This window comes from Planctomycetota bacterium, from assembly GCA_018242585.1.
Taxonomy (GTDB): domain Bacteria; phylum Planctomycetota; class Planctomycetia; order Pirellulales; family PNKZ01; genus JAFEBQ01.
The window spans coordinates 167684-194069 of sequence record JAFEBQ010000010.1 but is presented as its reverse complement, the minus strand read 5'-3'; the positions used below and the strand labels follow the sequence as shown (position 1 = coordinate 194069).

Here is a 26386-nt window from a genome sequence, read left to right as displayed (position 1 = left end):
GACGTGAAGAACGATTCGCTGGAAATCCCGTCGGGCGTGGAAGGTATTGTGATCCACACCCAGAAGTTCTCGCGCCGGCTGAGCCTGGGCGAAGACGAACGCAAGGCGTTTGAAAAGTCGCTGCGTGACGCCGAAACCGAAGGCAACGCCAAGATCGCCACCACCTTCGGCGCGCTGGTCGAAGAGGTCGAGAAGATTCTGCAGAAGAAGTTGACCGACGAGGAAGGCAACGCGCTGGTCCACGGCCAGGAACACAAGTTCGTCGCCGAGCAGGCCGCGCGGTTCCGCCTCGAAACGCTCGACATCCGCAGCCCGCAACGCAAGGCCGAAGTCGAAAAGGCCTACAAGACGCTGTGGCCGGCGGTCGAGGCGGCAATGGACGATCGCGACCGCGCACTGAACAGCATGAAGCGCGGCGATGAGCTGCGCAGCGGCGTGCTGCAAATGGTCAAGGTTTACGTCGCGGCCAAGCGCGTGATTTCGGTCGGCGACAAGATGGCCGGTCGTCACGGTAACAAGGGTGTGATCGCCAAGATCCTGCCGGTCGAGGACATGCCGTTCTTGGCCGACGGAACACCGGTGCAAATCCTGTTGAACCCGCTGGGCGTGCCCAGCCGTATGAACGTCGGTCAGATTCTCGAGACGCACCTCGGCTGGGCCGGGGCCAAGCTCGGCTTCCAGGCCATTACGCCGGTGTTCGACGGCGCCACCGAAGAGACGATTCACGACTGCTTGCGCGAGGCCGGCTTGCCGACCACGGGCAAGTCGCAACTGTACGACGGCCGCACCGGCGAGGCGATGGAGCAGAACACGACGGTGGGCTACATCTACATGTTGAAGTTGCACCACCTTGTGGACGACAAGGTCCACGCTCGTTCGACCGGCCCGTACTCGCTGATCACGCAACAGCCGCTGGGTGGCAAGGCCCGTTTTGGCGGTCAGCGGTTCGGTGAAATGGAAGTCTGGGCGCTCGAAGCGTATGGCGCCGCGTACATCCTGCAGGAGTTGCTCACCGTCAAGAGCGACGACGTCGAAGGTCGTACGAAGATTTACGAATCAATGGTCCGCGGCGAAAACACGCTCGAAGCCGGCACCCCCGCCAGCTTTGACGTGTTGACGAACGAAATCCGCGGCCTGGCTTTGAATATGCAACTGGAGAAGCGTCGGGTTTAAGTGTGAAGTCAGTTTTGTTCCCGCAGTTCTGACTTCCCCTGGTTCCCTGGCCCCTAACCCACAGCAGATCACATATGAGCATCGGCGAAGGTTCCTACGATCGGATTAACGACTACGCCTCGGTCAAGATCAGCCTGGCGCGGCCGCACGACATTCGCAGCTGGTCGTTTGGCGAGGTGAAGAAGCCCGAGACGATCAACTACCGCACTTACCGTCCGGAAAAGGACGGCTTGTTCTGCGAGCGCATTTTTGGCCCGGAAAAGGACTGGGAGTGCTCGTGCGGCAAGTACCGGGGCATGAAGTACAAGGGGATGATCTGCGACCGCTGCGGCGTCAAAGTCACCCACAGCCGCGTCCGCCGCAAGCGGATGGGTCACATCGAGTTGGCCGCGCCGGTCGTGCACATCTGGTTCTTCAAGGCCATGCCCAGCCGACTGGGCAACTTGCTGGACATGAAGACGTCGAGCCTGGAAAAAGTGATTTACTTCCAGGATTACGTGGTCGTCGATCCCAAGGAAACTCCGCTCAAGCGGCAGCAGATTCTGACCGAGGACGAATGCCGGCAAGCCCGCGAGCAATACGGCGAAGGCGCGTTCGACTATGACATGGGGGCCGAAGCGGTTCGCAAGCTGCTGGTCCAGTTGGACCTGGTCAAGCTGTCCAAGGATCTGCGCCAGGCGCTGATCGAAACCAACAGCAAGCAGAAGCAGAAGGATCTGATCAACCGGCTGAAGATCGTCGAGAGCATCCGCGACAGCGACAACAAGCCCGAGTGGATGGTGCTGGACGTGATTCCGGTCATTCCGCCCGACTTGCGCCCGCTGGTGTTGCTGGACAGCGGCAACTTCGCCACCAGCGACCTGAACGACTTGTATCGCCGAATCATCAACCGGAACAACCGGCTCAAGAAGCTGGTCGACTTGAACGCGCCGGAAGTGATCATTCGCAACGAAAAGCGGATGTTGCAGCAGGCCGTTGACGCTCTGTTCGACAACAACCGCTGCAAGCGCCCCGTGCTGGGCAGCAGCAACCGCCCGCTCAAGTCGCTGACCGATATGATCAAGGGGAAGCAAGGCCGCTTCCGCGAAAATCTGTTGGGCAAGCGCGTTGACTACTCGGCTCGTAGCGTGATCGTGGTGGGCCCGAACCTGAACCTGCACCAATGCGGTCTGCCCAAGAAGATCGCGCTGGAGTTGTACCAGCCGTTCATCATTCGCCGGCTCAAGGAATTGGGCCACGCCGACACGATCAAATCGGCCAAGAAGATGCTGGAACGGAAGGAAGCCGAGGTCTGGGACATCCTGGAAGAAGTGATTCGCAACCACCCGGTGTTGTTGAATCGCGCACCGACGCTGCACCGCATGGGTATCCAGGCGTTCGAGCCGACCCTGGTCGAAGGCAACGCCATCAAGTTGCACCCGCTGGTCTGCAAAGGCTTCAACGCCGACTTCNNGACTTCGACGGCGACCAGATGGCCGTCCACTTGCCGTTGTCGATCGAGGCCCAGGTCGAAGCCCACACGCTGATGATGTCGATCCATAACATCTTCAGCCCGGCCAACGGCGCGCCGATTATCAGTCCCAGCCAGGACGTGGTGATGGGTTGCTATTACACCACGATGTCGGTTCCGGATCGTCCCGGCGACGGCATGGTGTTCAGCTCGGTCCCCGAAGTTCACCTGGCCTATGCCTTGGGCAAGGTGCATACCCACGCCCATATCAAGGTCCGGCTGCCGAAGCACCGCCGCCTGAAGACCGAGACGGGCGACGCCAAGCCCGGCGACATGATCGAAACCACGGTCGGTCGCGTGATGTTCAACGACGCGCTGCCCGAGGGGATGCCGTTCTACAACATCGCCATGCGGAGCAGCGAGTTGGGCCGCGTCATCAGCGACTGCTACGCGATTCTGGGCCGCCGCAAGACGATCGATCTGCTGGACGCGATGAATCGGTTTGGATTCCGCGCCAGCACCCGCAGCGGTCTGTCCTTTGCCACCGACGACTTGATCACGCCGCCGACCAAGGGGCGGATCATCGGCGAGGCCGAGAAGACCGTGCTCAAGTTCCAAAAGCTGTATCAGCGCGGCGTGATCACCGAGGTCGAGCGTTACAACCAGGTGCTCGACGCCTGGACGCACGCTCGCGAAAAGATCACGGCCGAAATGATGCGCGAGCTGGAAAACGACCATCGCACGGTCGGCTATGTGAACCCGATTTACCTGATGGCTCACTCGGGCGCCCGCGGTGGCGTCGAACAGATTCGCCAGTTGGCCGGTATGCGCGGTCTGATGGCCAAGCCGTCGGGCAAGATTATCGAAACGCCCATCAAGGCCAACTTCCGCGAAGGCCTGTCGGTGCTCGAATACTTCAGCAGCACGCACGGCGCCCGCAAGGGTCTGGCCGATACGGCGTTGAAGACGGCCGACTCGGGTTACCTGACCCGCAAGCTGGCCGACGTGGCGCAGAACGTCGTGATTACCATGCACGATTGCAAAACGACCCAGGGCATTACCAAGGGCGTGATTTACCGCGGTGAAAAGGTCGAGGTGCGTCTGAGCGACTCGATCCGCGGCCGCGTCAGTCGCGTGAACATCGTCAACCCGATCACCGACGAAGTGATCATTCGCGAGAACGATCTGATCACGCCGGCCGTGGCCCGCAAGATCGAGGAGTTGGGCCTGGAGAAGATTCAGGTGCGCAGCCCGATGACCTGTGACGCCACGCTGGGCATTTGCCGCTGCTGTTACGGCATGGACCTGTCGACCGGTTCGATGGTCGAGGAAGGCATGGCCGTCGGCATCATCGCCGCCCAGTCGATCGGCGAACCGGGCACGCAGCTCACGATGCGTACGTTCCACATCGGTGGTTCGGCCCGCCGCGACGTCGAGGAAAAGGAAAGCAAGGCCAAGAAGGGCGGTATCGTCAAGTTCGCCCGACTCAAGGTCGTCCGCAATGCCGAGGGTGTCCAGGTCGTGCTCACCCGCAATGGTGAAATCACGCTGTTGGACCCCAAGGGTCGCGAAGTCGAGAAGTACGAGGTTCCCGCCGGCGCCATTCTGCGCGTTGAGGAGAACCAGGAAGTGCAGCCGGGCTCGATCCTCTGTGAATGGGATCCGCACAGCATTCCAATTCTGGCCGAAGTCGGTGGCAAGGTCCGCTATGAGGACATCACCGAAAACGAGACGATGCGCCTCGAAAAGGATCCCAGCGGCCACATGCGCCGGGTCATCATCGAGCACAAGGGTGACCTGCACCCGCAGATCATCGTCGAAGACGAGCACGGCAAGATTCTCGACTTCTACTACATGCCCGAGAAGGCCAACCTGGAAGCCCTCGAAGGCGCCATGATCGGCCCGGGCGCGCTGCTGGCCAAGACGCCGCGCGAAGTGTCGGGCACCCAGGACATCACCGGCGGTCTGCCGCGAGTGACGGAAATCTTCGAGGCCCGCAAGCCCAAGGATCCGTCGGTCATCGCCGAAATCGACGGCACCGTTGAGATTCTGGGCGAGAAGCGGCGCGGCAAGCGCACGATCATCGTCCGCAGCGAGGCGGGCATCGAACGCGAGCACCTGGTCGGCCACGGCAAGCACCTGCGCGTGCATAGCGGCGACTACGTGCGTGCCGGCGAAGCGTTGGTCGACGGCCCGCTGGTGCCGCACGACATTCTCCGCATCAGCGGCGAAGAAGCGGTGCAGCACTATCTGGTCCGCGAAATCCAGAACGTCTATCGCAGCCAGCGCGTCGAAATCGACGACAAGCACATCGAGATCATCGTGGCGCAAATGTTGCGCAAGGTGAAGATCGAGACCGTCGGCGACACCGGCCTGCTGCCCGGCAGCGTGATGGACAAGTTCGAGTTCCGCGGTTCGAACCAGCGGCTGCAAGGCTGCTCGAAGATCAGCGACAAGGGGGACAGCGACTTTACCGTCGGTTCGGTCGTGCCCAAGGAAGCCATCGAACAGGCCAATTCACAGATCGAAGCTCTGGGCGGTCAGGCGGTCAAGGGCACACGTCCCAAGCCGGCCACGGCCAGCACCCAGTTGCTGGGCATTACCAAGGCCTCGGTCCAAAGCGCCAGCTTCATCTCCGCCGCCAGCTTCCAGGAAACCACCAAGGTGCTCACCGAGGCGGCCCTGGCTGGCAAGGTCGACAATCTGGTCGGCTTGAAGGAGAACGTGATTCTGGGCCACTTGGTTCCGGCCGGCACGGGCTTCAAGCTGTACCAGGAATCCGAAGTCCGCATCCATCGCGAAGCCCTGGACGAGCTGGCCTCGGCCAAGGATCGCGTGCTGGCCCGCAGCTTCCCGCTGCTCGAGACGGCCGGCGATGGGGCCAGCGAGAAGCCGGCGGCCAAGCCCGAGGGAACTCGGGCACCGAGCAGCCTCGATGCGTTGCTGGGAGGCAACGAGTAAGGCCGCCGCCTCGGTTGTTAAGTTGTATTGATTAACCAACTTTGGCCCCCGGTCGCTGACCGGGGGCCAAATGTTTTACGAAAAATTCGGCCGGTTTCCGGCGTGCCGTCGCTAGCACGCCGCCGCCTTGACAACCGGGCTGATTCCAGTACCTTGATGGATTCTCGATTCGGTAACCGCAGCCACCGTAAGAACGCCTGAAGTTTCCTATGCCTACGATCAACCAGTTGGTCAAAGCCGGCCGCAAGAAGCCGCGCAAGTTCAGCAAATCTCCGGTGTTGGAGAAGTGCCCGCAGCGGCGCGGCGTCTGCTTGCAAGTCAAGACGATGACGCCCAAGAAGCCCAACTCGGCGCTGCGCAAGATCGCGCGCGTGCGCTTGAGCAACAGCAAGGAAATCACGGTCTACATCCCGGGCGAAGGTCACAGCCTGCAGGAACACTCGATCGTCCTGGTTCGCGGCGGTCGTGTTCGCGACTTGCCCGGCGTCCGCTACCACATTGTCCGCGGCACGCTCGACTGCCTGGGCGTCGAAGGACGCAAGTCGTCGCGCAGTTTGTACGGCGCCAAGAAGGTCGCGGCCAAGGGCGGCAAGTAAGCTGTGGCTGCGAACTCGCGGCGCAGGTTCTTCGCCGTCTGACATCAAACCAAAACACACACGCACAGTTCGGTATTCATTAGGAAACGTCGCTCATGGGTCGGATTACTGCCAGCCGCGATACTCTGCGTCCTGATTCGCGGTTCAACTCGGTGCTGGTCAGCAAGTTCATCAACTGCTTGATGTACGACGGCAAGAAGTCGGTGGCCCAGGTGTCGTTCTACCGGGCGATGGACATCATCCAGGACAAGATCAAGGAAGTGGAGCCGATCGAGGTGTTCAACATCGCGGTCGACAACGTCAAGCCCGAGGTCGAAGTCCGCTCGAAGCGCGTCGGCGGCGCCGCCTATCAGGTGCCCATGCAGGTCAACCGCAACCGGCAGCAATCGCTGGCCATCCGCTGGCTGCTGCTGGCCGCTCGCGAAAAGAAGGGGCGCCCGATTTACGAGAAGCTGGCCGAAGAGTTCATGGCCGCTTATCGCCGCGAAGGGGCCGCCGTCACGCGTCGCGACAACGTGCATCGCATGGCCGACGCCAACAAGGCCTTCGCGCACTTCGCCTGGTAGATTGCCCGAGGGCGAGCGAATCGCCAGTGACGAGTGGTGGGCTGCGAGTTGGCTCGTCCCTGGCCCCTAGCCTCTAGCCCCTTGCATCCGCCATGGCTCGCCATCTTTCCCAACTGCGCAACCTCGGCATCATCGCCCACATTGATGCCGGCAAGACCACGCTCACCGAGCGGATGTTGTTCTATGCCGGCGCGACGCACCGCATGGGCAACGTCGACCAGGGGACGACCACCACCGACTTCGACCCCGAGGAGCAAGAGCGCGGCATCACGATTTACGCCGCCTGCGTCACGTTCAAGTGGCGCGATGTCGTCGTCAATCTGATCGACACGCCGGGCCACGTCGACTTCACGGCCGAGGTCGAGCGCAGTCTGCGCGTGCTCGACGGCGCGGTCGTCGTGTTTAGCGCTCGCGAAGGGGTCGAAGCCCAAAGCGAGACCGTCTGGCGTCAGGCCGACCGGCATCGCGTGCCGCGGCTGGCGTTCATCAACAAGATGGACCGCGAGGGGGCCGACTTTGCCGGTACGCTGGCCGAGATTCGCAGCCGGCTTGAATCGAACCCGGTCGCCATCCAGATGCCCATCGGTTGCGGGCCGCCGCACGTGTCGAATCCGTTCCGCGGCATCATCGACCTGGTCCGCATGAAGCAACTCAGCTTCTCGAAAGAGAGCATGGGGGCCGACGTCACCGAGCTTGACATCCCGGCCGAATTGCTCGACGAGGCCCACGCGGCCCGCGATCATTTGCTCGAACAGCTGTACGACTACAGCAACGAGCTGATGGAACTGGCGCTGGCCGAGCAGCCGATTCCCGAAGAGCTGATCCATCGCGTGCTGCGCGAGGCGACGCTCGAACGGCTGATCGTGCCGGTGCTGTGCGGCTCGGCCCTCGACTGCATTGGTGTGCCGCCGGTGCTTGACTCGGTGGGACGCTACCTGCCCAGTCCCGCCGACGTGCCGCCGGTCGATGGAGTCGACCCGACCAAGCCCGACAAGAAGCTGACGCGCCACGCCGATGTCGACGAGCCGTTCTGCGGCTTGGTGTTCAAGATTCAGGCTGACAAGCACGGCGATCTGGCCTTCGTGCGCGTCTACTCGGGCAAGCTGCTCGGCAACACCCGCGCGCTGAACGCCGGCAAGGACAAGAAAGAAAACGTCAGCCAGCTTTGGCACATTCAGGCCGACCGCCGTCAGCAGGTCGAAAGCGTCGAGGCCGGCGACATTGTTGGCATTATCGGCTTGCGAGCCTCGGTCACGGGCGACACCCTATGCGACGCCAAGTCGCCGATCCTGCTCGAATCGATCGCCTTTCCGGAGACGGTCATCTCGATGGCCATCGAGCCCGAAAGTTCGGCTGACCGCAAGAAGCTGGCTGACACGCTCGAAATGCTCAAGCGCCAGGATCCGACCTTCCGCGCCCAGGAAAGCGAAGAAACCGGCCAGACGCTGATCAGCGGCATGGGTGAGTTGCACCTGGAAGTGATCAAGCATCGGCTGCTGCGCGACTTCCGCCTGAATGTGCGGGTCCACAAACCGCGCGTCAGCTATCGCGAAACGGTCGAGCGCGCCGCCGAGGCCACCGGCGAGTGCAACCAGGTGCTGGCCGGGCAGGCCGCGTTTGCCAAAGTGCGGATTCGCTTGGAACCCGCGCCGGGGGACAAGTCGCTGCCGGTCTTCAACACCAGCGGCACGTCGATTCCCGAGCAGTTCCTGCCCGCCGTGCTCGAAACCTTGAGCGAGCAACTGCACGGCAGCGGCACGATCGGCTTTCCGCTGATCAAGGTGAAGGTCACGCTGCTTGGGGGCGAGTGGCGCGAAGGGGAATCGAACGAAGTGGCCTTCCGTCGCGCCTCGGCCGACGCGTTTCACCGGGCGCTGGCCCCGGCCGGCATGGTGTTGCTCGAGCCGATCATGAAGCTCGACATTATCACGCCCGAGGAAAACCTGGGCGACATCGTGGCCGACCTGCAACAGCGCCGAGCGATCATCACCAATACGCAACTTCGCGGCCGCAACACCCAGATCGCCGCCATGGCCCCGCTGGCCGCGATGTTCGGCTATTCGAGCGCCATTCGCAGCCTGAGCCAAGGACGCGCCAGTTGCTCGATGGAACCAGCCGCCTACGGCCCCGCGCCGAAAGAAGTGCGCGATACATTTATGTAGAGCGATTAGCGGTTAGCAATTAGCGATTAGGCAGGAGTAGTTGCCGACCGTTAAATCAATGCTTTTCTTAGTCGCCACATCTACGTAGCGCTTTCCTGCGCCCGGAATGTTGGGAAGCCGCCGCGATCGCGGACAGTTCCAGGGCCCGGCTGCCACCGCCTGCCCGGTCGTAGCGACCGTGCCGGAGTTCCGGCCCAACGGGCCGCGAAATGGGCCTCAGATGGCGGTTTCCTGGCCGATTTTGCCTATTTTCTTGCTTCGGCAAGTTGGGCTAACTATCATCAATTGCGGTATCTGCGAGGTTTCGCATTACGTCTATTCAGAGCGTCCGTGGGTCGCAAAGTCGCGGCCAACGCCGGCGTCTTCTCTCGTTGTTCAGTTGCAGGAACCGGAATATGCGACAGCCGTTGGCACGTGCTCGACCGTGGGGCGTGATGTGCGCCTTGGTGTTGGCTTCGTTCGCGTCCCAGGCCCAGGCCCAGACGCTGGCCGGTGTGTTGGTCAGCCCCGAAGGGGTGCTGAGAATCCGCTATGAGAAGGATCTGACTGGCGAGCAGACCAAGCTCCGCATCGCCGCGGCCAAGACGTCGCTGAACGCCGACGTGCAAGCCAAGAGCCCGATGCGCAAGATTTCGCTGCAACGGCTCGAACGGGCCATCGCCCAGCAACTCGACAGCGACCGGCGGCCGAGCGACGAGATGCGCTACCTGGCCGGCCTGACCCGCATTCAACATGTCTTCTTCTACCCGGACTCGGGCGACATTGTCATCGCCGGGCCGGCCGAAGGTTGGTACGTCGACCTGGCCGATCGCGTCGTGGGCATTCAATCAGGCCGCGCGATTCTCGAACTGCAAGACCTGATCGTGGCGCTGCGCGCTTATCGTCCCGGCGCGATGGGTGGCCCGCGGACCATCGGCTGTTCGATCGACGCCACCAAGGAAGGGCTGGCGGCGATGAACTCGTTCTTGAACAAATTGCCGCGCGTGGCGGACGCCAGCATGGCCACCGAAGAATACGCCAACTTCATCGTCGACGGGCTGCGCACCAACCTGGGCATGCAAAAGGTGAGCGTGCATGGCATTTCCCCCAAGACGCACTTCGCCCAGATCATGGTCGAAGCGGACTATCGCATGAAGCTGATCGGCATCGGTCTGGAAACGCCGCCGGTCAAGATCACCAGCTATGTCGACAAGGCCGACCCCACGTCGGTGGCCCGCAACGGCATGCAGCGCTGGTGGTTCGTGCCTGATTACAACTGTCTGAAGGTCAGCGAGGACGAGTTGGCGCTGGAACTGGTGGGCAACGCGGTCAAGCTGATGGGCGAAGACGAAATGGTCTCGGCCGACGGCAGCCGCCACGTGGCTTCGCGGCAAGGCAACCGCGGCAGCCAGGCGTTCGTGACGAGCTTCACGCAGCAGTATCCGCAACTGGCCGCCAAGTCGTACTGTTACGCCCAGTTGCGCAACATCATCGACATGGCCGTCGTGGCCGCGTTTATTCAGAAGCACGATTACTACGGCCGCTCGAATTGGGACATGCCGATCTTTAGCAACGAAGAGAAGTACCAGGTTGAAACCTACAACGCCCCGGTCGAGGTCGAAACCGCCGTGGTCCATCGCTGGAAGGGGTCACAGTTGATGACGCCGGTCGGCGGCGGCGTGACGTTGCATCCCGAGCAGGCCTTGCTCTCGCAAAACGTCGGCAAGGACGACGGCCGCGCCGCCAAAGCCCGCGAATCGGTCAAGCTCGACAAGCTGGCCGCCGGCCAGTGGTGGTGGGACTGAGTCGGGGGGAGTTGCTGGTTGCTGGTTCCTAGTTGCTAGTGAAGAAAAACCTGATCGCATTCCAAGCCCAGGGGTTCGCCCCCTGGGCTTTTTGTTGCGCGCGACATCAGCTCTTTTGCCCCGTCGGCACGAAGCGCCCGACCGGTGTCGCATAAAGGCAACGTGGTGCCTGCGACCGATGTTGCTTTTCGGCAACACAACCCCCTCGCCTGGCCTGGTTTTCTAGCCGCAATTAGCCTCTCTGCGCGGCGCGCCGTAAGCCCGGCCTAAGCTTCTCTCGGCTGGCAATGGCAACTCCTTTCCGGGGCGGTTTTTCCGCCAGCGCGAGCTATGTTTCGATAGCGCCGGCTTGGCCTGCGCCCGTTTCGCCTCCTTGAGCCGCACTGCCGATGAGCACCGCGACCGTTGCCACCGAACTTCCCGCGCCACGCACCGACACCTTGGCGCGGAGCGTGGTGCTGTTGCTGATCCTCACGGTGCTGCAGCGCGGCATCGGCTTTGCCCGCGGCTTGCTGTTTTGTCGCTGGCTGTCGGCCGAGCAACTGGGCGAATGGGAACTGTCGTTCAGCTTTCTGCTGGCCGTCAGCCCGATCGCCATTCTTGCCCTGCCGGGCGTCTTTGGCCGTTACCTGGAATACTTTCGCTTCCGCGGCCAGTTGCGGATGTTCCTCCGCCGCACGGCCATTGCCACGGTCGCCATGGTCACGTTCTCCTCCGTGATGATCGCCCTCTTCCATCGGCAATTCTCACAGCTCGTCTTTGGCCGCGATGACCAGACCAGGATGGTCTGGTTGCTGGCCGTCGGGCTGTTCATCCTCGTCCTCTATAACTTCACGACCGATCTGTTCACCGCGGTGCGCCAGCAACGGCTCGCCTCGCGGTTGCAGTTGGTCAACACGCTGGCCTTTTCGCTGGTCTCGGCCGCGGCTTTGTTGTGCGGTGGAGCGCAGTGGGGGGCCGGCACGGTGCTAGTCAGCTATTTGATCGCCACGGTCATCTCGCTGGTCGTGGCGGTTCCCGACGTGCTGTCCATCTGGCGTGAAGCCAACGAGTCGCACGCTCCGGTCAGCCAGCGTTCGTTCTGGGGTCGGCTGGCCCCGTTCGCGTTGTCGATCTGGATCACCAGTTGGCTGGTCAATCTGTTCTTCATGGTCGATCGCTACATGATCGTCCACTACTCGGGGCTCGACGCCGACGCCACGCTGGCCGCCGTGGGGCAATATCACACGGCGCGGCTGGTGCCGATGTTGGTGCTGACGTTCGCGTTCATGCTGGCCGGCGCGTTGCTCCCCTTCCTGAGTCACGAATGGGAAGCACACGGTCGGCAAGCCGTCTCGGACAGGCTGAATCTGATGCTCAAGGTGCTCAGCGCCGCGCTATTGCCGGCGTCGGCCGTGCTGCTGTTGATCTCGCCCGCGCTGTTCAATCTGCTCAGCCCGGGCAAGTTCGACTCGGGGCTCGACGTGCTGCCGATGACCATGTGCTTCAGCGTCGTGGCCAGCTTGGCCTGCGTGGCCCGTAACTGGCTCTGGTGCGACGAGCGCGCCTGGCTGTCGAACATTGCCTACCTGGTGGGGCTGGTCGTCTGCATTGCGTTGTCGCTGTGGTGGCTGCCCAGTCACGGGCTGATGGGTGCCACGGCCGCCACGTTGGTGGGGAACCTGGCTACGCTGGCCATGATGTTGAGCTTTAACCGACGGCGCGGCATGGCGTTGGGACGCGGGACGCAAGTGCTGATGGTCGCTCCCTTGGTGATTGCCGTGGGGCCGTGGGCCACGCTGGGGGTCAGCCTGGTGCTGTTGGTCCTCGCCGTCCGCACGCAACTGCTGTTCAGTCGCGACGAGAAGCGCCAATTGCTCGCCGGGGCCGAAACGTACCTGCGGAAGTACAAACTCTGGCCGGCTCGTAGGGCCGGAACCATGAGCTAGCTTTTTCCTGCCGGCGTGAATAGCGCCGACACACACGCAAAACATTGACCCACCGCCTGAACTGACCGGATCGAGGAACTCGCCATGTTGGAATCGAATCAGCCGCTGCCCACCTTTGGTATCCTGCAAGCCGGCGAACTGGGCACGGCCCTGGGCCGCGCCTTGCTCGATCGCGGCCACGCGGTCGTCACGACCGTGGCCGATCGCAGCCAACGAACCGCCGACCGCGCCCGCGAAGCTGGCTTGGAAATCGTCGACTCGCTCGAAGATGTATTGCACCGAGCCGAGGTGATCGTGTCGGTCGTTCCCTCGGTGGCGGCCTTGCACATGGCCCAGCGCGTCGTGCAACGCTTGAATGAAGACTGCCGCGCCGAGATTTACATCGACGCCAATTCGATCTCGCCCATCTCGTGCCGTGCCGTGTCCCAGGTCGTCTCGCGCCGCGGTTTGCAGTTCGCCGATTTGGCGATTCACGGGCTGGCAAGCGAGCTGACCAGCAATGCCACTGGTTATTTGAGCGGCGACGCCGCCGAACAGGTCAACGCTTGGCTGACGCCGATCATGCGCACGCGCTTGCTCGGTCCCACCGCCGGCCGCGCGTCGGCCATGAACATGTTGCTCGACGGGATGAGCCAGGGAATCGCCGCCCTGTTCATCGAGCTCAGCGCGCTGGGACGCGAGATGGGGCTGCAAGCCGAATCGTTCGACGAATACCGGCATTACTACCCGGCCGTGGCCGAGATCGTCGAACGCCTGCTGCCGACCTATCCGCACCAGGCGCCGAACCGAACCGAAGAGATGGTCGAGTTGGAACAGACGCTGCGGATCAACGGGATTCAGCCCGCCATGATCGCCGGCACGCGTCGTACGCTGGCCGCACTGAGCCGGCTGGAAGTCCCCGCGACTGGCGCGCAGGGCGCAGGTAACTTGCCGCTCTCGACGTTCATCGACGCCGTGGTCGGTCACCAGGCCCTGAGCGTCTAATCGCTCGGCCGGACTACTGAGCAGCGCTGTCGTGTTGCAGGCGCTGGCGCGCCGACTCGGCCCAGGGGCTGTCGGCCGCCAGTTCCAGGAACGCTTGCCAGTGAGCCTGCGCCTCGTCGCGCCGGTCAAGCTCGTCGAGCAGGCGCGCCAGGTGATAATGGGCGTCGGCGTAGTTGGGGTGGCAGGCCAGCGCGCCGTTCAAGGCCGCCAGCGCCAGCTCGTGACGCCCTAGCTCGGCCAGCACGCAGCCCAGGTTGGCCCGGGCCTCGACGTAGTCCTCGTCCAACTCCAGCACCATGTAATAGCGCTCGGCCGCGGCGGCTGTCTCGTGCAGTCGGTACAGCAACTCAGCCAGGGCGAAACCAATTTCCGGGTCGGGCCCGCCGGCGGCCAGCGCGGCCCGATACATTTCGGCGGCTTCAGAGCCGCGCCCCTGTTCGTCGAGTTCAGCCGCCAGGGCGCACAGCTCCTCGGGCGAGCGGGGCAAATCGGCTTCGCTGAGTATGGATGGCGTGGCGGTCGCGTCGTCGGCGTCAAAATCGAGTTGCAATTGCCCGCCGGGATCGACAAGTCGATCGTCCCGATGAACGAGCAGGCGTCCACCATCGACGGCCAGCGACAGCTCGGCCAACGGTCGCTCGACATCGGGGAGCAATTGTCGGAGTTGCGCGAGTTGGGCCGCGATCGCGCCGGTCGAAAGTCCCGCGGAGCGCAGTTCGATCAACTTCCGCGCGGTCGCCAACTCGGCAAAGTCGAAGTAGGCCAGTCGGTGGACCTGGGCCGTTGGTCGCAGCAGTCCGCGCGTCTGCCAGCCGCGGACCATCGCCACCGGCACGCCCAGCAACTCGGCCAGCATGGCCGCCGTGTACAGGTGCTGTACGTGCGGCTCGGCTTCAATCAGGCCCAGTCGACGCCAGAGGTCGGTTTCGAGGACGATCCGCGTTTTGCCGGCATCGACCGCCGCGCGCCACGCCGGGGGCAACGACCCGCGGACGGCGCCGCGGTTCTTTGAATCATCACCGACCACGATCCAATCGACCTGGTCCTGGTGCTTGTCGACGAGCGTGGCGCCGCGCTGGCGGAGCAGACGCTCGGCCTCGCCTCGCGTCATGCTGGCCAATCGACTGGCCAGCGAGATTCGCAGGCCGTCGAGCTTGGTGGACGGCGAAGTTTCGACAGGCGTGGTCATGGAATGATTGCTTGGCAGACGAGCTGGCGGCAAAGGGAGGTGCTAGCAGCGTAGTGTCGTCGATGGCTGGCGCTGCTGTCAAACGCCCGCTGGCGGCGGCCACACGGCGGAGATACTTGCCCGGCTTGCCAGGATTGTTTGACCGGCATTTTCGTTGCCAGCAGCAAAGAGCGCAGGCTCGAATGGCCGACGAATCTATGTGCGGTCGTCTCGCGCCGCGCTCGCGTGCCGCGCCGACGGTCGATTTGCGCTAGGGATACACGACGATGGCCACTGGATCGAGGGAAAACCCGCAGCCACAGCCGGGTCGCGCCGCGCGCGGACTGGGCGCCGTGGCCGACTGGGTCGCCAATCTGGGGGCGGTGGTCATGCAGTGGATCACCTCGATCGGCGAGGTGGCGCTGTTCGCCTTTGGCACGGTTCGCTGGGCGGTGACGCGATTTCCTTATCGCGAGACCGTGATGCCGAACTTCTACCAGATCGGCGTCCTCAGCCTGCCGGTGGTCGCCCTGACCGGGACGTTCATCGGCATGATCCTGGCCGTGCAGAGCTATTCGCAGTTCCGCTTGTTGCACATCGAAACCCGACTGGGTGGCGTGATCAATATTTCACTGGTCCGCGAGTTGGGACCGGTGCTGGCCGCGACGATGCTCGCCGGCCGCGTCGGCAGCGCCATGGCGGCCGAGTTGGGGACCATGCGCGTGACCGAGCAGATCGACGCCTTGTCGGCTATGGGGGTCAGCCCGTTGCACTACCTGGTGGTGCCGCGATTACTGGGGTGTCTGGTGCTGATTCCGGCCTTGACGATCATGGCCGACTTCATGGGCGTGGTCGGCGGCGGGTTCTATGCGACGGTGCTGCTGGGGATCGATGCGCACCACTATTGGGAAAACTCACAGCGAGTCGTCAGCTCGTTTGACTTGTTCGGCGGCGTATTCAAGAGCCTGTTCTTCGGCGCGGCCATTGCCATGATTAGCTGCCACCGCGGGTTTCACTGCGACCCGGGGGCCGAAGGGGTGGGCCGCGCCGCGACAAGCGCCTTTGTGACGTCGTTCGTGTTGATTCTGATCCTGAATCTGCAACTCGATATCCTGCTCGATAACTTGTACATGTTTCTCTGGCCGTCGGGTGTGTCGTTCCTGTAGTCAGATGGGGAGAACGGTTGCAAGCAGAACGAGGCCGGTGGATCAACGATGGTAGACCGCGAACAGCAATCCGATGAACGCGAGGGGGCCGAGCGGCCGATTCTCGAACTGCGCGATCTGCATGTGCAGTTCGAGAACTATCGCGTGCTACGCAACATCAATCTGCAGATCCCGCGCGGCCAGACGCTGGCCGTGATCGGCGAGAGCGGTTGCGGCAAGACGGTGTTGCTCAAGACGCTGATCGGGCTGATTCGGCCGACGTCGGGTCAGATGTTGTTCGACGGCCAGGACTTGGCCACGTTGAATGACCAGCAACTGGCCGAGCAGCGGTTGCGCTACGGCTTTGTGTTTCAACAGGCGGCCCTGTTCGACAGCATGACCGTCGAGCAGAACGTCTCGTTCCCGGTGCGTCAGCATCGCCACAAGCGTCCCGAGGACGTCCGCAGTGACGTGATTCGCCGGCTGGCCCAGGTGGGGCTGCCCGAGACGGCGGCCGCCAAGAAGCCCGCCGAACTATCGGGCGGTATGCGGAAACGAGTCGGGCTGGCTCGGGCCTTGGCGCTGAGCCCCGAGGTGGTGTTGTACGACGAGCCGACGACCGGGCTCGACCCGATCATGAGCGACGTGATTAACGAATTGATGATCCGCACCCGGCAGAACGAGCCGGTGACCAGCGTCGTGGTGACCCACGACATGCACACCGCGGTCAAGGTGCCCGACCGGGTGGTGATGCTGTACCCGCTGGCGCGGCTAGGACGCGACGAGCCGCAAGTGATCTTCGATGGGCCGCCCGAGGAGTTGGAACGAACCAAGGATAAGCGAGTGCGGCAGTTCGTCCGCGGCGAAGCCGGGGAACGACTGATGGAGTTGCAGGACGCGGGTAACTAAACGGATCGCGCCGGTGAGAATCGCCGGCAAAATGACCGCAAGACAAAACGCTGATGAACGAACGCATTGTTCAATTCCGTGTCGGTGTCACCATGGTCGCGGCGGCGATGATTGCCGTGATCTTGGTGTTGCTGTTCGACGGGTTTCCCGACGTCTTCAAGAAGAGCGACAAGACATTCTATGTCGCCTTCGACCAGGCGCCGGGCATCTCGGAAGGGACTCCCGTGCGCCGCAGCGGCATTCTGATTGGCCGGGTGTCGAAGGTTGACTTTGCCGAAGACTTGGGCTTGCAGCCCCAGGACAACGCGCGTGTGATTGTGACCCTGTCCGTGTATTCAAACCGCGTGCTCCGCAAGAACGAGACGCCGCAAATCGGCAAGTCGATCCTCGGTGGCGATTCGGTGATCGAGTTCATGCTGGATGTCAACAAGGAAGACGGCAACCTGGTCCCCGAGGGGAACACGATCCTGGGGAAGACGATCAAGGATCCCTTCGACACCATTGGCAACATCGAGCAGAACTTGTCGATCGCTATCGGCTCGATCGCCCACACGGCGAACGAAATCGGCCTGTTGGCGCGGCGGGTGAACGATCTGTTGGCCAACAACGACGAGCAGATGATTCGCATCGTCGGCAAGGCCGAAGCCACGCTCGACCAACTCCAAATAGCCGTCGGCGGCGCCAACGAGTTGATGAACGACCCGCAAATGCGTGAAAACATCCGCCGCACCGCGGCCGATTTGCCCAAGGCGCTCAACGAGTTTCACACCTCGCTGGCCGAGATGCGCGGCGTCTTTCAATCGGCCAACCGCAATATCGAGAACCTGGAAGGCTTGACCAAGCCCCTGGGCGAACGGGGCGCCGAACTGATCGACAATCTGAGCCGGGCCTCGGCGCGGCTCGATACCACGCTGAACGACGTCAGCGCCTTTGCCAAACAGTTGAATTCCCGCGAGGGGACATTGGGACAGTTGCTGAACGACGACCAGCTTTATCAGAAGCTGAACACGGCGGTGGGGAGTCTGAGCGACATCTCGCGGGAGTTGCGTCCCATTCTGCACGACACGCGGGTCTTCACCGACAAGATTTCGCGGCATCCCGAGTCGCTGGGCGTGCGCGGCGCGATCTTCCCGAAGCCGGGGGTTAAGTAATGGCCCGTTGTCAGTGGTCAGTAGTCCGTTGTAAAGACGCTTTCGCAACTGACTACTGACCACTGACCACTGACAAAGGAATTGCGTTCCGTCCAGCCTTTAGCGAGCGACTGTTTCCTGTTCGTCTCGTTTGCTGAACCGCGGTGTGAGGATCGGCGCGGTTGGCGCGCTGATGCCGCTGGGTTGTTCGACGCGCGGCGGCGGCACGTAGCCTTCGGTCTTGCTCCCCTGGCGCAGGTTCTCGGCCCGGGTCAGCAGTTGCTCGTTGGGGACAATCGTCTGGGGCTGCAATTGAAAGTCGAGCGCCCGTTCATCCCGAATCTCGTACGGGATGACGTTCTCGGCAAAGAAGTCGAGTGGAAAGATCTGGTACCAGGGGGGCGGAATCCACTGGGTGACCGAGAGAGTCTCGTAGCCGTCCTTGACCAGCTTGATCTTCCGCTGGCCGTAATAGATGTAGTCGGTTGAAACCGGGGTCGTGCCGATTTCGTCGTTGCCGATATAGACCAAGGCGCCGGGCGGGTTGCTGCGCACGGTCAGGCGGCGCTGTACGCAACCGGTCGACCCGGCGCATAGCAGCGCCAGCGCGCAGCCCAGCACGGCAAGGCGCAAACCCAGCGACGATGGTGCGGCCAGGGCTGACACTTGTGAGGAACCTTGTGCCGGAATCGGCGTCGTACCAGGGGGCTTGGCCTGCGCCCCGTGGGGGCGGGCCAAGACGTAAGGCGGGCAGGGCACGGACTATACTCACACGGTTTTGCCCCGACCAGGGCAAACTAGCGATATTCGAGCGGGCCAAACCGTGTACCGATTGCATCTTTGGCCGCCGGTTGTGATAGCAGCCCGGGTTTGATTAAGATAAGTGGTTGAATCGTGCGAGTTTGTGCCGTTTGCCAGGCGCCGCCCACCGCCGCCCCACGTATGCGTCGACGGTTAGAAGATGGATAAAAAACCGGTAAACTGGCAGACCTTCATCGAGTACGCCGAACTCACCGACCAAGGGCTGCGTCGCACCAACAATCAGGACTCGCACGGCTCGGTCATCAGCAGCAGCGAGTCAATGTGGCAGCGGCGCGGCCATCTGTTCATGGTGGCCGACGGCATGGGGGCTCACGCCGCCGGCGAGTTGGCCAGCAAGATCGCCGTCGACACCGTGCGACTCAGCTACTTCAAGCTTCCCGACGCTTCGGCGCCCGTCGCGCTCAAAAAGTCGATCGAGGAAGCGAACTCCAACATTCACACCCGTGGCGAGTCGAATCCCGACTTCCGTGGCATGGGGACGACGTCGTCGGTGCTGGCCCTGCTGCCCCAGGGGGCGCTGGTCGGGCACGTCGGCGACAGTCGCGCGTATCGGTTGCGCGGCAATCGGATCGAGCAGCTCTCGGCGGACCACAGCCTGGTTTGGGAGATGATGGCGGCCAACCGGCTTAGCGAGCGGGATTTGCCGAACTATATTCCCAAGAACGTGATCACGCGTTCGCTCGGCCCCAACGAAAACGTGCAAGTCGACCTGGAAGGTTTTTTCCCGCTGGTCGAAGGGGACACCTTCCTGCTCTGCAGCGATGGGCTCAGCGGTCAGGTGGAAGACGAAGAGTTGGGCGTCATTTTGCAGGCGCTGCGACCGGCCGACGCGGTGCGCGTGCTGGTCGAGTTGGCCAATCTGCGCGGCGGGCCGGACAATATTACCGTGATCGTCGTCAAGGTGGTGGGTGCCCCGCTGGTATCGTCGTCCGCGGCGAGCAACAGTGACTCGGGTGCGCCAAAGTCACCTGGATCGGCGGTGACCAAAGTGCTGTGGGCGGTTTGCGCGCTGGCGATCTTGGGGGCGATGGGCTTCGGAGTGGCTGGGCTGGTGATGTTTGCCGGGGCTTTGGGGTTGCTGGGGGGCGCGATGGGGTTGTTCGCCCTGGTCTGGCGCTCGCAAGTCGCCGCCGATCAGGCGCCGGTCGCGAACACCGGCGGCATGCTGGGACGCGGGCCGCATCGGTCGCTGGTTTGCGATCCGACTTTGGAACTGTTGAAGCGCTGGAACCAGTTGATCGAGCCGGTCTGCCAGACCGCCCGCAATCAGCAATGGGAAATCGACTGGGAAAAGTTCGAGGGCTTGAAGCGACGGGCGCAAACGGCCGCCGAGCAGCAGCAATATCTGGTCGCGGCGCGTGAGTTTTGTTTCGCGATCATCGCGCTGATGGGCGAAGTCCGCTCGCAGCGCTATCGCCGCGGCAGCGGCTCGGCGGGCTAGTCGGTCGGGCCTCCGCCTGTCGACTTCGGCGGCTTTGACTCGCGCGCCGCATTTGTTTGCTCCACGCAACCGCGACAATTTTTCGCGGTTTTAACCCGAGTCGCGGTGTGCTTGCGACGCCTGGCAAACCCTAACGATTGCCCAAGCTTTTCCAGTTCTTGATTCGCTCATAGCGTTGCGTGGCGTTGGTCGATCATTTCCATGAGCGCCTTCGCTTTGCCCGCGGCAATGGCGCTTGTGGACGGCCACTCCTGGATCGCGGACTCGGAATGTGGCGGCTTGGATGTCTCAGCTCGATTTGTCCACAACTTCGTTGCCCCTGGCGCATCGTCACGCCTGGCGACGCCACGCCCGAGTTTCCCTGTCGGTGGTCGTTCCCTGCTTCAATGAGGAGGACGTCCTCGAACGGACGCACGCGCGGTTGACCCACGCGCTAGCGGGAGAGAACGTCGACCTCGAACTCATTTACGTTGACGACGGCAGCCGCGACGGGACCGCCGATGTGTTGCGCGAGTTGCTGGCGACCGACGCTCGCGTGCGCGTGGTCCGCTTGTCACGCAACTTCGGCCATCAGGTGGCCGTGACCGCGGGGCTGGACCATGCCACGGGCGCGGTCGTGGTGTTGATCGACGCTGACTTGCAAGACCCGCCCGAGGTGATCGCCGAGATGCTCGCGCGGTGGCGCGATGGTTTCGACGTGGCCTATGGTCGCCGCCTCGATCGGGCCGGCGAGACGCCGCTCAAGCTGTTGACCGCGCGATGGTTCTATCGCGTGATGAACTGGATTTCCGAAACGCCCATTCCGGCCGACGTGGGGGATTTCCGCTTGCTGGACCGGGGTGTGGTCGACGCGCTGAAGCAGATGCCCGAGGCCGACCGGTTCTTGCGCGGCATGGTCAGTTGGGTCGGCTTTCGCCAGACGCAGGTTCTGTATCACCGCGAAGCGCGGGCCGCCGGGCAGAGCAAGTATCCGCTAGCTCGAATGATGCGGCTGGCGGTCGATGGCATCCTGTCATTCTCGAACTGGCCGCTGCGAATGTCGCTGTGGGCCGGCGCGGCTTTGGTTGTCGCTGGCCTGGTCGGCGCCGTTTGCTTGTGCGGCCTGAGGTTTGTTGGCCACGAGTCGATCGCCGATTGGAGCATTGTTCTGGCGGCGCTGGCGATCATTGGCGGCATGCAACTGCTGGCCATCGGCGCGGTGGGGGAATATGTCAGCCGTGTCTATCGCCAGTCTCGAGGGCGGCCATTGTACGTGACCGCCGAACGACTTGGCTTTGCCGCTGTCGAGCAGCGCCGTCAAACGGCCTGAGCTGAGCTGCGCTTCTCGACTAAATTTAGCGTATGCGTCTACCAAGCCGGTGGCTTTGCCACCGAGATCGGCGGCAAAGCCGCCGGCTTGGGTGAGCAAACGATACATGCTTCAGAGAATTGCTTTAGCTCGCGCGCCCCGGCGTGAATTCGGCCAGGTTATAGCGGCGAATCTTGCGATCAAGCGTCGATCGCTCGATGCCCAACATCTGAGCCGCCTGGCTTTTGTTGCCGCGCGTGGCCTTGAGCGTGGCCAGAATGTGCTGACGTTCCAGGTCGTCGAGCGAACAGGGGATGAACTCGTGCGACGCGCGAAACGATTCGACGGCCGCGGCGTTGCCGAGCTTCGAGAGCATCAGGTCGCCGATGTCGATCATCTCGTCCTGGGCCAAGACCACGGCCCGCTCGACCACGTTTTTCAATTCGCGGACGTTGCCGGGCCAGCGATACTGCCGCAGTTGTTCCAGCGCGCGGGGCGTATAGCCCGACAGCTTGCGACCTGTCTCGCGGCAATAGCGATCGAAGAAGTAATAGGCCAGTTCGACGACGTCCTCCGGACGCTCGCGCAGCGGCGGGACGATGATCTCGAGCACGTGCAGACGGAAGTAGAGGTCGCGACGAAAGCGTCCCTCGGCGACATCCTGCTCCAGATCGCGATTCGTGGCGGCGATCACTCGCACGTCGACCTTCACTGGCTCGCTGCCGCCGACGCGCTCGAAGGAATGCCCCTCGAGCACACGGAGAAACTTGGCCTGGATCGACGGGCTCATCTCGCCGATTTCGTCGAGCATCAGGGTTCCCTGGTGCGAAGCCTCGAACTTGCCGATCTTACGCTGCTGGGCGCCGGTGAACGCCCCGCGCTCGTGGCCAAACAGTTCGCTCTCGAGCAAGCTTTCGGCCAGGGCGGCGCAATTCAAACAGACGAACGGTCCACGGCGTCGCGGGCTGGAAAAGTGAAGCGCCCGGGCAACTAGTTCCTTGCCCACGCCACTTTCGCCGCGCACCAGCACCGTGGCGTTGGTGGGCGCGGCCCGGGCGATCTCGCGCGAGATGCGGGCCATGGTGCTGCTGCTGCCGATGATTTCGCTTTGCACTCCCAGCCGTTCGCGCAGTTGCTGGTTTTCGTCCCGAATCTGGTTCAGATTCTCGGCCAGCTCTTGTCGCCGGCGCAGATTGTGCAACGCTACGGCCACGGTGTCGGCCACGGCCAGCGTGAACTCCAGGTCTTCGGGGTCCGGCGGCTTGCCCTGGCCGGTGGTGTACAGGTGGATCAGGCCGAACGTCCGCTTGCCGCGGCGAATTGGCGCGCACAGCACGCTGCTGGCGTGGATTTCCCCTTTGCTGTCGCGGCTGTTGACCATGCTGTCGCCCAGCACGTTCCGCGCCAGCACCGCTTCTCCTTGCGACAACACCGTGACCGCCACGAATGGCGAGACGCGATGGTATGGCAACTGCGTCGACGTGCGTGACGCGACAACCGTCAGGCTGTCGGCCACTTGTCCGGGCTCGCGCGGCGGCGGCGCGGTCGGGTCGTTGAGCAAGAATACCGCCCCGGCATCGACGCGCGTGCCTTCGAACAAGCCGTCGAGGGCCACCTTGGCCAGCGCTAATGGATCGGCCGCCTTGGCCAGTTCAAAGGCGATCCGACAAAGTCTGGCCGCCGCCTGTCCCGCCGACGGCTCGGGCAACCCGTTCTCCTCGGGCTGAAAATACTTGGTCCGCTGGCGACGATGCGTGATCGTTGTCGGCTCGGACAGCTCGGCGTCGGCAAACACCGCCGAACCCACGGCCGGCTCGGGCGCGGCATCTTCCGCGAGCTTGCCGGCCACCGTGGCGTCGGGGAAGGCCTGATGCAGTTCGTTGACGAATTTGATTTGCGAATCGCCAATGCGAATCACATCGCCCGTATTGAGCGGCCGCTCGCCGTGAATGTCTTCCTGGCCGACGCGGGTGCCGTTGCGGCTGTCCAGGTCGCGGACGTGCCATTGGTCGTCAACCGGGAACACCTCGGCATGGAATCGGCTGCAGCGCTCGTCCTTGAGGACAATGGTGTTGGTCGAGGCGCGCCCAATGGTCACCTTCGCGCCGGCCGACAGCCGGAACACGTCGCTCCATTTCGAGCCTTCGCGGATGACCAAGTAGGCGAGCATGGCGATAAAGTTCCTCTCCTCACCACCTTATCGAGCCACAGGCCGTCGAAGCAAGCGCTGCCGGGGGGCGATCGGCCGGGGGGACAGGCGAAAACCTGGGCCCAAGATGGACGTCCCCGTGGCCCGGTCGTTGCTTCGATCCGGGGGCGGAATTATAGTGCGCGCAGGCCCAGGCGTGACTTTTCCGGCAAGAACACAGCCTCTAGCGAGAACATGGCAATGCGACGCGCTTGGCTGCTTTCGATCGCCGTGGTCCTGGCTTTGACGCCCTGCGCCGGCGCCCAGGCCCCGAACGACCCATACGCCGACGGGCTGAACAAGGGGTTGGCGACCGGCTGGCCACCGTTCTACAAGCCTTTGAAGATCACGCCGCGCGACCAGTTGTACTATGCCATGGGCTGGTGCCGGACGAATCATTACAAGTACAAGCCCGAGGATCTAGTCGTTGTCGACAAGCTCCCCGAGGCCGAGTATGAGGGGAAAGTCGAGCAGGTGGCCGAGGCGGCGCTAACGATCGCGCCGAAGTTCCCGTCAACCAAGCCGACGCTGGTCTTTACTCACCCGGCCGCCACGCGGATCACGATCACCGGCAAAGCCGAGCGAGCCGCGCTGAAGCCTGGGCAGTACCTCCGTTTCACCGCCACGATCGACGAGCGGGGGCGCGCGGTCGAGCCAGTGCGCGAGTTGGAGATCGTCGCCGCCGACGAGGCCAAGCGTGTCGGCGCCGTCGAGGCCAATAAGCAGGTTCCGGTGGTTGGCCGGTTGGGCCAGGTACACGGCAACGAATTAAAGTTGACGATCGCCGAGGGGAAGATTCGCGCCGTGACGATCGCGCTGGCCAGCGACGCGGCGATCGAGCTGTTCACCAGCGAACTGGCCTACGCCAATCCCGGCGACAAGCTATCGGTCAAAGGCCGCGTCTATCATCCGGACAATGCTCCCGACGAAACTGATGTCTACGCCACCGAGTTGACGATCGAACGGGCCGAGACGCTCACGGCCCCGCTGTCGGCACGCCGCAAGCCGCTGGCGACTGCCAGCAAGTAGCGGTCATTCGCCGTGGCCCGATAGCTCTTGTCGCGCGTTGCCCACTGGCGATACGATGCGCGCTGTACAACGTCCGAATTCATCGGACGGGCCAGGGGCGAAGGAGCTTTTCATGGCGAGTTGGCTGGCTTTTCAGCGCGGCTTGATTTGCGCCGTGGCGTGGCTGGCTGGTACCGCGCCGCTGGCGGCGCAGAACTCCGGCGCGCTCCTTCAGCAGGGTGTCGGGGGCGTGTCGATCGACACGGACGGCACCCTGAAAGCGGCCCAGGTCGACCAGACGAACCACCTGCGCCAGGCGATGGTCGAAGCCATGCAGCCGGTCCCCGACGCGCTGGCGCCGACCGCCGAGCTGCGCAAGATTTCGCTTCGCCAGCTCGAGCAGACCGTGGCGGCACTGCTGGCCGACGGTGAGCCCTTGCCGGACGAGATTCGCTACCTGGCCGGCCTGCAATCGATTCGCTATGTGTTCGTCTACCCTGAGCGCAAGGACATCGTTCTGGCGGGTTACGCCGAAGGGTGGCTGCTCGACAAGCGTGGCAACGTGGTGGGGCGTGTCAGCGGCCGGCCCGTGATGCGGTTTGATGATTTGCTGGTAGCGCTCCGCTGGGCGCTAGCCGGCGAACAGAAAGGGCCCATCGCTTGTTCAATCGATCCTTCGGCCGAAGGAATGGCCAAGCTGCAAGACATAGCCGCCAAGCTGACAAATATCAGCCAACTTTCCACGGACGATTTGGCAAAGACGCTGGGATCGCAAGCGATTCGGGTCGAAGGAATTGACGCGAGCACGCACTTGGCTCGGACGATCGTCGCCGCCGACTACCGCATGAAGCGGTTTGGCATGAAGTTGGAGCCGTCGCCTGTGCTTGGTTTGCCAAGTTATATCGACCTGTTGGTACGACGAAGTCAGCAAGGTCTCGAGACACCGCGCTGGTGGATGGTTCCTAACTACCTTCCCTTGTTTACCGACGCCGACGGTCTGGCTTGGGAAATACGGGGCAGCAGCGTCACGACGATGGCCGAAGAAACCCTGTTCGCTCAGAACGGAGCCCGGCAAGGTTCACAAGCGGCGAGTCCCGAAGCGCTGCAATGGGCCAACAAGTTCACGGAAAAGTACAGCCACTTGGCGGTCAAGGAGCCTGTCTTCGGCGAATTGCGGAACGTGATGGAGTTGGCCCTGGCGTCGGCCCTGATCATCCGTCACCGGCTGGCCGAGAAAGCCGACTATCGTTGGCAAGTCTTCGCCGACGCCAGCCAACTTTCCCCCGAGGTCTACGACACGCCTCGTACAGTGCCGACCCAGGCGAGCATCACCCGCAAGGGGACGAACTACGTTATTTCGGCCTCGGGCGGGGTGGAAATCCGGCCCGAGCAGTTCCTGGACCGGGTCGAGCGGAACCCCGCTGTCGATACCGCCCGGCAGGCGGCCACCCCCAAGCCGGACACGGCCTGGTGGTGGAACTAACCCGGCTGGATGGAGGGGGCCGGTGCCCCGGATAACCGGCAAAACCCTGGAATCGGGCGGTTTCCCGGTTGGGTTTCCGGGGGCTGAGCGGACTATTTTCGCCCCTGAAACTGTGTCGAAGAGGCTGCTGGTCGAGTTATACTGAAACGATTGGTTGCTCGGCGGCAGGTCGGCCATGACTCGGTCTTGGTTTGGCTAGT

Annotated in this window: 17 protein-coding genes and 1 pseudogene; 15 read left to right on the top strand and 3 right to left on the bottom strand. The window is 63.0% G+C overall.

The genetic code is table 11. From position 1 onward, the window contains the following. The 8 genes and pseudogenes from rpoB to JSS27_05870 form a co-directional block, all read left to right on the top strand. Positions 1-1173: DNA-directed RNA polymerase subunit beta (gene rpoB / locus JSS27_05905; protein MBS0208471.1), on the top strand; the 1173-nt coding region annotated here is incomplete at its 5' end. A gap of 74 nt (positions 1174-1247) precedes the next feature. Beyond that, positions 1248-5584 (top strand): annotated as a pseudogene (gene rpoC / locus JSS27_05900) (DNA-directed RNA polymerase subunit beta'). Between the two features lie 209 nt (positions 5585-5793). Continuing rightward, positions 5794-6180 carry a 30S ribosomal protein S12 gene (locus tag JSS27_05895; GenBank protein ID MBS0208470.1) on the top strand — a complete coding sequence of 129 codons (387 nt, stop codon included), beginning with the start codon at positions 5794-5796 and terminating at the stop codon, positions 6178-6180. 95 nt (positions 6181-6275) lie between these two features. Next, positions 6276-6746 carry a 30S ribosomal protein S7 gene (gene rpsG / locus JSS27_05890; protein MBS0208469.1) on the top strand — a complete coding sequence of 157 codons (471 nt, stop codon included), beginning with the start codon at positions 6276-6278 and terminating at the stop codon, positions 6744-6746. Positions 6747-6838: 92 nt separating this feature from the next. Continuing rightward, positions 6839-8908, top strand: a complete 2070-nt coding sequence (gene fusA, locus JSS27_05885; GenBank protein ID MBS0208468.1) for an elongation factor G — start codon at positions 6839-6841, stop codon at positions 8906-8908. 395 nt (positions 8909-9303) lie between these two features. Then, positions 9304-10692 carry a DUF1598 domain-containing protein gene (locus tag JSS27_05880; GenBank protein MBS0208467.1) on the top strand — a complete coding sequence of 463 codons (1389 nt, stop codon included), beginning with the start codon at positions 9304-9306 and terminating at the stop codon, positions 10690-10692. A gap of 389 nt (positions 10693-11081) precedes the next feature. Then, positions 11082-12620, top strand: a complete 1539-nt coding sequence (locus JSS27_05875; protein MBS0208466.1) for a lipopolysaccharide biosynthesis protein — start codon at positions 11082-11084, stop codon at positions 12618-12620. Positions 12621-12704: 84 nt separating this feature from the next. Further along, positions 12705-13604 carry an NAD(P)-dependent oxidoreductase gene (locus tag JSS27_05870; protein MBS0208465.1) on the top strand — a complete coding sequence of 300 codons (900 nt, stop codon included), beginning with the start codon at positions 12705-12707 and terminating at the stop codon, positions 13602-13604. Between the two features lie 13 nt (positions 13605-13617). Here JSS27_05870 and JSS27_05865 read toward each other — a convergent pair whose 3' ends face one another. Continuing rightward, a complete protein-coding gene (locus JSS27_05865) occupies positions 13618-14793 on the bottom strand; it encodes a MerR family transcriptional regulator (protein MBS0208464.1) in 1176 nt (391 codons plus the stop codon). Between the two features lie 266 nt (positions 14794-15059). Here JSS27_05865 and JSS27_05860 point away from each other — a divergent pair, with 266 nt between their 5' ends. The 3 genes from JSS27_05860 to JSS27_05850 are packed head-to-tail and all read left to right on the top strand — an operon-like array spanning position 15060 to position 17977. Further along, on the top strand, positions 15060-15938 hold the full coding sequence (locus JSS27_05860) for an ABC transporter permease (GenBank protein ID MBS0208463.1): 879 nt from the start codon (positions 15060-15062) through the stop codon (positions 15936-15938). A gap of 48 nt (positions 15939-15986) precedes the next feature. Then, positions 15987-16826, top strand: a complete 840-nt coding sequence (locus tag JSS27_05855) for an ATP-binding cassette domain-containing protein (GenBank protein ID MBS0208462.1) — start codon at positions 15987-15989, stop codon at positions 16824-16826. Positions 16827-16879: 53 nt separating this feature from the next. Next, positions 16880-17977: an MCE family protein gene (locus JSS27_05850; protein MBS0208461.1), complete on the top strand. Its 1098-nt coding sequence runs from the start codon at positions 16880-16882 to the stop codon at positions 17975-17977. Positions 17978-18076: 99 nt separating this feature from the next. On the opposite strand, the gene JSS27_05845 is transcribed toward JSS27_05850, so the two are convergent. Next, complete coding sequence (locus JSS27_05845) at positions 18077-18589, bottom strand: PEGA domain-containing protein (protein ID MBS0208460.1); 513 nt, start codon at positions 18587-18589, stop codon at positions 18077-18079. A 328-nt stretch (positions 18590-18917) separates the two neighbouring features. Here JSS27_05845 and JSS27_05840 point away from each other — a divergent pair, with 328 nt between their 5' ends. Both JSS27_05840 and JSS27_05835 read left to right on the top strand, forming a co-directional pair. Beyond that, positions 18918-20219, top strand: coding sequence for a serine/threonine-protein phosphatase (locus JSS27_05840; protein ID MBS0208459.1), 1302 nt, complete (start codon positions 18918-18920; stop codon positions 20217-20219). 283 nt (positions 20220-20502) lie between these two features. Then, entirely contained in the window at positions 20503-21528 is a 1026-nt protein-coding gene (locus tag JSS27_05835; GenBank protein ID MBS0208458.1) for a glycosyltransferase family 2 protein, read from the top strand. A gap of 124 nt (positions 21529-21652) precedes the next feature. On the opposite strand, the gene JSS27_05830 is transcribed toward JSS27_05835, so the two are convergent. Continuing rightward, on the bottom strand, positions 21653-23677 hold the full coding sequence (locus JSS27_05830; GenBank protein ID MBS0208457.1) for a sigma 54-interacting transcriptional regulator: 2025 nt from the start codon (positions 23675-23677) through the stop codon (positions 21653-21655). 219 nt (positions 23678-23896) lie between these two features. Between JSS27_05830 and JSS27_05825 the strand changes: the two genes are divergently transcribed. Both JSS27_05825 and JSS27_05820 read left to right on the top strand, forming a co-directional pair. Continuing rightward, positions 23897-24724 (top strand): hypothetical protein, encoded by an 828-nt coding sequence (locus JSS27_05825; GenBank protein MBS0208456.1) that lies wholly within the window; start codon positions 23897-23899, stop codon positions 24722-24724. Positions 24725-24836: 112 nt separating this feature from the next. Then, entirely contained in the window at positions 24837-26186 is a 1350-nt protein-coding gene (locus tag JSS27_05820; GenBank protein MBS0208455.1) for a DUF1598 domain-containing protein, read from the top strand. Positions 26187-26386: the final 200 nt, after the last annotated feature.